At 63.0% G+C, this 243-nt stretch carries 1 pseudogene; it reads right to left on the bottom strand.

Features of this window, described 5'->3' with window-relative positions:
- Positions 1-243, bottom strand: a pseudogene (locus SB751_RS34445) (hypothetical protein); the annotation flags it as partial.

The raw sequence follows: 243 nt of genomic DNA, 5'->3' as shown, positions 1-243 counted from the left end.
GCGCCACATCTCTGGCAGAAGCTGTCCGACGCGCGCTTTCAGCGAGCGCTCGATAGCCAGACGCACGGTCGCACAGAAGTCTTTCACCTTGGAGAGCAACTGCGACTGGTACTTGCCGACGTCGAGCGCCTTCAACCACTGCGGCGCATCACCGTGCCCCATCCTGTTCAGGAACTGGACCACCTCGTGCAGCAGTTCCGCATCCTTTGCCGCGTCACCCGCCACCCGCAATGCAAGCCGACC

The sequence above is a fragment of the Cupriavidus sp. SIMBA_020 genome (genome assembly GCF_046535395.1).
In the GTDB taxonomy this organism is placed as follows: Bacteria; Pseudomonadota; Gammaproteobacteria; order Burkholderiales; family Burkholderiaceae; genus Cupriavidus; species Cupriavidus campinensis.
Note: the sequence above shows the minus strand (reverse complement) of the source record. Positions and strands in the feature narration are given on the sequence as shown.